The sequence below is a fragment of the Rodentibacter sp. genome (genome assembly GCF_057314195.1).
The window spans coordinates 43,179-50,374 of record NZ_DBHLAM010000048.1; the positions used below are offsets into that span (position 1 = coordinate 43,179).

Below are 7,196 nucleotides of genomic sequence, written 5' to 3' on the forward strand. Positions count from 1 at the left end.
ATGTCTGTTTTACATGCGGAATTTCTCGCGAAAAGTTATAAAAGCCGCAAAGTGGTTTCCGATGTCAGCCTGACCGTACATTCCAATGAAATCGTCGGCTTACTCGGACCGAACGGTGCAGGCAAAACCACTACTTTCTATATGGTTGTGGGATTGGTTCGTCAAGACGAAGGCAAAATCGTCATTGACGGTGAAGATATTAGTTTCCTTCCGATGCATAGTCGCGCGCAACGTGGGATCGGTTATCTACCTCAAGAAGCCTCTATTTTTCGTCGCTTAAGCGTTTACGATAACTTAATGGCGGTATTAGAAATCCGTAAAGATCTTACGCCTGAGCAACGCCGAGAAAGAGCGGATGAGTTAATCGAAGAATTTAATATCGGTCACATTCGTGACAGCCTTGGGCAAGCGCTTTCCGGCGGGGAACGGCGTCGTGTGGAAATCGCGCGCGCACTGGCGGCAAACCCAAAATTCATTTTGTTAGACGAGCCCTTCGCCGGCGTTGATCCGATTTCTGTCACCGACATTAAGAAAATCATCACTGATTTACGCAGTCGCGGTTTGGGCGTATTAATCACCGACCACAATGTGCGTGAAACCCTAGACGTGTGCGAACGCGCTTATATTGTAGGCGAAGGCAAAATTATTGCCACCGGTACACCGCAAGAAGTGATGAATGACGAACACGTGAAACGCGTATATCTCGGTGAACAATTTAAATTATAAAGATGAAATTAACCGAACTCTTTCGCCCTGAAAATATCCGTCAGGGCGTTTGCTTTTCCAGCAAAAAACGACTTTTCGAATCCATTGCAAATTTCGTAACGGAAAAAATGCATTGTGACAAAGGCGAACAAGCTTGTTTTGAATGTTTATTTAACCGTGAAAAACTCGGCAATTCTGGCCTTGGCAACGGTGTTGCCATGCCGAAAGCAAAAATGCCGAGCGGCACCACCAATGCCTCCATCGCTGTTTTTATGCAATTGGCACAACCGATTGATTATGATGCGCCGGACGGTAAACCGGTAGATTTGATCTTCGCCATACTGGTGCCGGAAGAACAATGCCAAAATTATATTCCCGTGCTTTCCGATTTAACGGAAAAACTCGCCGACAAAAACTTTCTGAAACAATTACGTTCGGCTCAAAATACGGACGAAATTTGGCAAATTTTTGAAATTGCCGATCAAACTGAAAAATCGACAGTTTCCGACGAGAAACAAACCGCTTAATCGCATATCTTGAGAGGTTTTTATGGAAATTATCATTATCAGCGGCCGCTCCGGCGCCGGAAAATCTGTGGCATTACGCGCATTAGAGGATATGGGCTATTACTGCGTGGATAATCTCCCTCTAGACTTACTGCCGCAACTTGCCGATATTCTCGCTAAAACTCAAAGTGCGGTGGCTATCAGTCTGGATATTCGCAATTTGCCCGATTCGACTCATTCGCTGAATCAAATCCTAAATGATATTCAGCAACAGTACGCCACTAAAATTATTTTCTTAGATTCCGACCGTAGTACACTGATCCGTCGTTACAGCGATTCGCGCCGTTTGCATCCGCTTTCCAGTAAAGATCTTTCCCTTGAAGCTGCAATTGATGCCGAATATCAACAACTCGAACTGCTGGTTCAACACGCAAATTTGATTATTGATACCACGCATATTTCTACCCACACTTTGGCAGAGCGCTTGCGCGAATTTTTACGTGGCAACACGGATAAAGAGCTCAAAATTATCATAGAATCTTTCGGTTTCAAATATGGTATTCCGCTTGATGCGGACTATGTGTTTGATGTGCGTTTTTTACCTAACCCGCACTGGGATCCGGCACTTCGCCCGATGACCGGCTTAGATGCACCGGTCGCAGATTTTTTGAACAGCCATACGGAAGTGAACGAATTTATTTATCTCACCCGAAACTACATTGAAACATGGTTGCCGATGTTGGAAAAAAATAACCGCAGCTATTTAACCATCGCGATTGGTTGCACCGGAGGCAAACACCGCTCCGTGTATATCGCCCAACAAATCGGCGAATATTTTCAAGCTAAAGGGAAAAACGTACAGATTCAGCATAAATCTCTTGAACGGCAAAAAAATAAGACACAAGCCTAAAATAAAAAATAGGCTAAATCCCTTATAAATCAACAAATTAATTTATTCTTGCCTTCGCCGCAAAAGCGACACTGAAGACTCACAACGAAGAGTGAAATCAGCACCGCATTGGAGCCAGTTCCAATGCGGTGCTATTTTGGCATCACGCTTATACTTCGACTAAGCTTCTTCCACAAAGCCTAATGCGGTTTCCACCACCTCATTAGGAAAGCCAATAATTGGAAATCTGCAACGAAGGTGCGAATTAGCACCGCATTGAAGCCTTAGATATTGTCGGATGTTTTTTTATTAAACGATATATTCGGCAAAAATCTGCTCAAGATTTTCTAGCAGTGCTGTTTTCCCGCCAATCTCTTCATTTTGCCAAGACAAGGTTAAAATCTCTGACGAAAATTGTTTAGCCGCCTGTTCCGCCAACGGCAAATAGCTAATATGCCAAGGCTCGCGCCCGATTTTTTTATTTTTCGGCATCTGCATAAACGGCAGTGCGAAATCAAAGTGCGGTAGATTCTCCGTGAGAAATTCACTCAATTCAAAAAAATAACCGCCTTTTTCATATTCCCAAGGCTCAAGTTGCAACGTCTGTCCTTGCGGCAATAAATCGGGATCGAAAATATCAATTTCCGTGCCCCAATGATGACGGCTCGCCCCCGGCAAGGCAGACCAACGCAAAATCGCCAGGCATTTTTGCCAATCGTCCAACTGACCTAACTCCAATGCGGTGCCGAAATCATCATGCACTTTACGCTCACCGCTGAATTTACCGTTCCAAATAAGTTGTTGGCGCGCAAAATCACGAAAGCTACTCGCCGGCTGTAAATTAAAGCCATTTTTAACCGCACTTTGTTGTAAGCCTTGAAAGGCTTTTGCCGCTTCCGCCTGTAAAAAATGGTTTGGCGAATGCGGTGTCGGTAAATGGATTAAATGCGTGCGCGATTTACCGGTGAGCATTTCTGGAGTTAATTTCATTTTAGCTATCCAATAAATTCACGAACATTTGATGATAAATCTGACCGCACTTGCCAAGATCGGAGACACTCACACATTCATTCACTTTATGAATGGTGGCATTGAGTGGGCCGAACTCCACCACTTCCGCGCCCATCAGCGCAATGAAACGTCCATCCGACGTACCACCGCCTGTTTCTGCTTGCGGTGTCACACCCGTAATTTGTTCAATAGCAGACGTGACGGAATCCAATAATTTACCCGGTTTGGTTAAAAATGGTTTGCCGGAAAGATTCCATTCAATACGATATTTCAAACCGTGTTTTTCCAACATTTCGGCGACTTTTTGTTTGATCATTTCATCCGTCACTTCCGTGCAATAACGCAAATTAAACTGCACGTAAAGCTCACCCGGAATCACATTATTACTGCCCGTACCAGCATGAATATTGGCGATTTGCAAGCTGGTTGGCGGGAAAAATTCATTGCCGTTGTCCCATTGATAGGTTGTCAGTTCTTGTAGGAAGGGAGCCGCTTTATGAATCGGATTTTCCGCTAAATGCGGATATGCCACATGGCCTTGAACGCCTTGAATATAGAGGTTGCCTGTAATCGAACCGCGACGACCATTTTTGACCACATCGCCCAAGGTTTTCGAACTGGACGGCTCGCCCACCATGCAATACGTGATTTTCTCACCGCGCGCCATTAAGGTGTCCACCACACGCACCGTGCCATCTTTCGCAGCCGCTTCTTCATCGGATGTAATCAACAAAGCGATTGTGCCGGCATGATTCGGGTTGGCTTTCACATAGTCTTCCTCCGCTACAATCATCGCTGCCAGCGATCCTTTCATATCCGCTGCGCCACGCCCGTAAAGCACATCGTCCACAATTTTTGCCTCAAAGGGCGGATACGTCCATTGGCTTTCGTCGCCCGTCGGCACCACATCCGTATGCCCGGCAAAAGCAATCACCGGTTCCCCCGAACCATGCTTTGCCCACAAGTTTAAGGTGTCGTTAAACGGCATCCATTCAATTTGAAAGCCTAATTTTTCTAAACGTTCGGCAATGAGTTGCTGACAGCCTTCGTCATTCGGGCTAATAGAGGGACAGCGGATTAAATCTTGCGCCAGAGAAACCACTTTTTCTTGCATAAAAACTCCTAAAAAAATCACCGCACTTTAGGCAAAAACAGCTTGATATTCTTTTTCGTCAAAACCAATCAATGCCTTCCCTTCTTGCAAAATAATCGGGCGTTTAATCAGTGTAGGATTCTCGACAAGCACGGAAAGTGCGGTGGATTTTGACAACGTTTTTTTCACGTCTTCATTGAGATTGCGCCAAGTTGTGCTGCGTTTATTCACCAAATTTTCCCAACCGAATTGTGCTTCGGCTTTTTCTAAAAAACTCGCTTCTAAGCCATCCACGCGGTAATCATGCAATTTGTGTTCAATATTGTGATCCGCAAGCCACTTCAAGGCTTTCTTCACAGTGTCGCAGTTTTTAATGCCGTAAACGGTGATCATAAAATTTCCTCAATAATAATTAATCGCTGAGAAATTGTAGCGTAAATCAAGCGAAATCTTAACTTGAAAACACTATCTTTAATTATAAATAACTTATAAAATACTTATAATCTTAAAGCAAGGACGCTTAAATGTATCAAGTGATTTATAAAACAAAGGCAATTAAACAACTCAAAAAAATTCAACGGGAACAGGCCACACAAGTCCGTGAGAAATGCCGTGGGTTATCCGCTTTCCCCAATTGCCAAAATATAAAATCGCTTACTAACCACCCGTACCAATACCGTCTGCGAGTAGGCAATTATCGTGTCTTTTTTAATACAGGTGCCGATGGTGAGGTTTATGTTATTCATATTGAAGAGGTGAAAAAACGAGATGAAAACACATACTAATTATCAGATTATCAATGACTTACAAGGCATGCCGGCTTATGTCCTCGTCCCTTACCACGAATTTCAACTGAAATTTGAGCAACCTCATTTAAGCCTTGATGATGGTGTGCCGGCTGAAGTCGTCGATCTCAGTTTTGATCATAACTATTCTGCAGCACGAGCATGGCGTGAATATTTGGGATTGACGCAATCAGAAGTGGCTGCTCGAATGGGAATCAGCCAATCCGCTTACTCACAACATGAAAATGCGGAGCAGTTAACCCAAACAATGCGAACTAAAGTCGCGACGGCGTTGGGTATTAAAGCGGAACAACTGGATTTTTAATATAAAAAAACGCCTTAGCTTGACACTAAGGCGTTTTTTACATCATTAACCCAATAACTTATTGATACGCTTAATAAACGCCGCCGGATTTTCTAATGAACCGCGCTCCGCAAGCATAGCTTGTTCCAACAACAATTCCACCCAATCGGCAAATTCCGCTTCATCGGCAATGTCGGCGACTTTTTTCACCAAGTGATGTTCCGGATTTAATTCAAACGTATATTTCACTTCCGGCACCGGTTGACCTGCGGCGGCAAAAAGTTTGGCCATTTGCGTGGTCATTTGGTCGTTGTCGGTGGATACCACGGCAGGCGTATCCGTTAAATTATGGGTCACGCGCACGTCTTTTACACGATCGCCAAGCAAGGTTTTCACGCGTTCAATCACGCTACCAAAGGCTTCATCTTGTTCTTTTTGCGCGTCGGATTCTTTATCCGCCAAATCGCCTAAATCCAAGTTCGCTTTGGTGATACTTTGCAACGGTTTGCCGTCAAATTCCGTTAAGTAGCTTAACATCCATTCGTCAATGCGGTCGGAAAGCAGCAACACTTCAATGCCTTTTTTGTTGAACAATTCCAAGTGCGGGCTATTTTTTGCTGCCACATAGCTGTCTGCCGTAATGTAATAAATGGCTTTTTGCCCTTCTTTCATACGGGAAACGTAGTCTTCCAGAGATACGGTTTGTTCGGCTCCGTCATTGTGGGTTGAAGCAAAACGCAACAATTTCGCAATCGCTTCTTTGTTAGCAAAATCTTCTGCCGGCCCTTCTTTCAAGACTAAACCGAACTCTTTCCAGAATTGTTGGTATTTTTCCGCATCCTCTTTCGCCAGTTTTTCCAGCATTTGTAACGAACGTTTGGTTAAAGCTTTGCGCAATGCTGCTGTCACTTTATTATCCTGCAAAATTTCACGGGATACATTTAACGGCAAATCATTGCTGTCGATTAAACCACGCATAAAACGCAGATAATTCGGCATAAATTGTTCCGCATCATCCATGATAAACACGCGCTGCACATAAAGTTTTAAACCGTGCTTGTGCTCGCGATTGAATAGATCCCAAGGGGCTTTACTTGGCACATAAAGCAGGCTGGTATATTCCTGATTACCTTCTACTTTGTTATGTGCCCATAAAAGTGGATCGGCAAAATCGTGGCTGATGTGTTTATAAAATTCTTTGTATTCCTCGTCGGAAATGTCGTTTTTAGAACGTGTCCAAAGGGCATCGGATTTATTGATTTTTTCCCATTTTTCGCCGGTTTCTTTACCTTCGTCATCATATTCTTTGGTCAGCATTTCCACCGGCAAACCGATATGATCGGAATATTTACCGATAATTTCACGCAAACGCCAATCGTTTAAGAATTCTTTTTCCTCTTCGCGCAAATGCAAGATCACATCGGTGCCACGGGATTTTTTCTCAATATCCGCCACGGAATACTCACCTTCGCCGGCAGATTCCCAAAGCACGCCTTTATCAGCCGGCTCGCCTGCTGCACGGGTTTTCACCGTCACTTTATCGGCAACGATAAAAGCAGAATAAAAGCCCACGCCGAACTGGCCGATAAGCTGGCTATCTTTTGCTTGATCTTGCCCAAGTGCGGTCAAAAATTCTTTTGTTCCGGATTTGGCAATCGTACCCAAATGATCGATCACTTGTTCACGAGTCATCCCGATGCCGTTATCGCTGATAGTCAAGGTGCCTTTTTCCGCATCTGCGCTGATACGCACGCGTAATTCGCCATCGCCGGCATATAAATCGGGATTGGAAAGGGCTTTGAAACGGAGTTTATCCGCCGCATCGGAGGCATTGGAAATCAGCTCGCGCAAGAAAATTTCTTTGTTGGAATACAAAGAATGGATCATTAATTGGAGAAGTTGT

Annotated in this window: 9 protein-coding genes; 5 read left to right on the forward strand and 4 right to left on the reverse strand. The window is 44.2% G+C overall.

The genetic code is table 11. From position 1 onward, the window contains the following. Genes lptB through rapZ form a run of 3 tightly spaced genes read left to right on the forward strand, consistent with a single transcriptional unit; the run spans nucleotide 1 to nucleotide 2,121 of the window. Nucleotides 1-726 carry an LPS export ABC transporter ATP-binding protein gene (lptB, locus tag ACO59Y_RS06895; RefSeq protein WP_486131831.1) on the forward strand — a complete coding sequence of 242 codons (726 nt, stop codon included), beginning with the start codon at nucleotides 1-3 and terminating at the stop codon, nucleotides 724-726. Nucleotides 727-728: 2 nt separating this feature from the next. Then, entirely contained in the window at nucleotides 729-1,232 is a 504-nt protein-coding gene (gene ptsN, locus ACO59Y_RS06900) for a PTS IIA-like nitrogen regulatory protein PtsN (RefSeq protein ID WP_486131833.1), read from the forward strand. 22 nt (nucleotides 1,233-1,254) lie between these two features. Next, the gene (rapZ, locus tag ACO59Y_RS06905; RefSeq protein ID WP_486131835.1) at nucleotides 1,255-2,121 is read left to right on the forward strand and encodes an RNase adapter RapZ; all 867 of its coding nucleotides are present in this window, start codon (nucleotides 1,255-1,257) and stop codon (nucleotides 2,119-2,121) included. Between the two features lie 288 nt (nucleotides 2,122-2,409). Here rapZ and ACO59Y_RS06910 read toward each other — a convergent pair whose 3' ends face one another. Genes ACO59Y_RS06910 through ACO59Y_RS06920 form a run of 3 tightly spaced genes read right to left on the reverse strand, consistent with a single transcriptional unit; the run spans nucleotide 2,410 to nucleotide 4,597 of the window. Next, the gene (locus tag ACO59Y_RS06910; protein ID WP_486131837.1) at nucleotides 2,410-3,090 is read right to left on the reverse strand and encodes a M15 family metallopeptidase; all 681 of its coding nucleotides are present in this window, start codon (nucleotides 3,088-3,090) and stop codon (nucleotides 2,410-2,412) included. Between the two features lies 1 nt (nucleotide 3,091). Next, complete coding sequence (gene dapE, locus ACO59Y_RS06915) at nucleotides 3,092-4,225, reverse strand: succinyl-diaminopimelate desuccinylase (protein WP_486131839.1); 1,134 nt, start codon at nucleotides 4,223-4,225, stop codon at nucleotides 3,092-3,094. Nucleotides 4,226-4,252: 27 nt separating this feature from the next. Continuing rightward, a complete protein-coding gene (locus tag ACO59Y_RS06920) occupies nucleotides 4,253-4,597 on the reverse strand; it encodes an ArsC family reductase (RefSeq protein WP_486131841.1) in 345 nt (114 codons plus the stop codon). Nucleotides 4,598-4,728: 131 nt separating this feature from the next. On the opposite strand from ACO59Y_RS06920, the gene ACO59Y_RS06925 reads away from it, so the two are divergent. After that, complete coding sequence (locus ACO59Y_RS06925; protein ID WP_486131843.1) at nucleotides 4,729-4,989, forward strand: type II toxin-antitoxin system RelE family toxin; 261 nt, start codon at nucleotides 4,729-4,731, stop codon at nucleotides 4,987-4,989. Next, entirely contained in the window at nucleotides 4,973-5,314 is a 342-nt protein-coding gene (locus ACO59Y_RS06930; RefSeq protein ID WP_486131845.1) for a helix-turn-helix domain-containing protein, read from the forward strand. Before ACO59Y_RS06925 ends, ACO59Y_RS06930 begins: the two co-directional genes overlap by 17 nt. Before the next feature lie 45 nt (nucleotides 5,315-5,359). On the opposite strand, the gene htpG is transcribed toward ACO59Y_RS06930, so the two are convergent. Further along, the coding region (gene htpG / locus ACO59Y_RS06935) for a molecular chaperone HtpG (protein ID WP_486131847.1) at nucleotides 5,360-7,196 on the reverse strand (1,837 nt) is incomplete at its 5' end.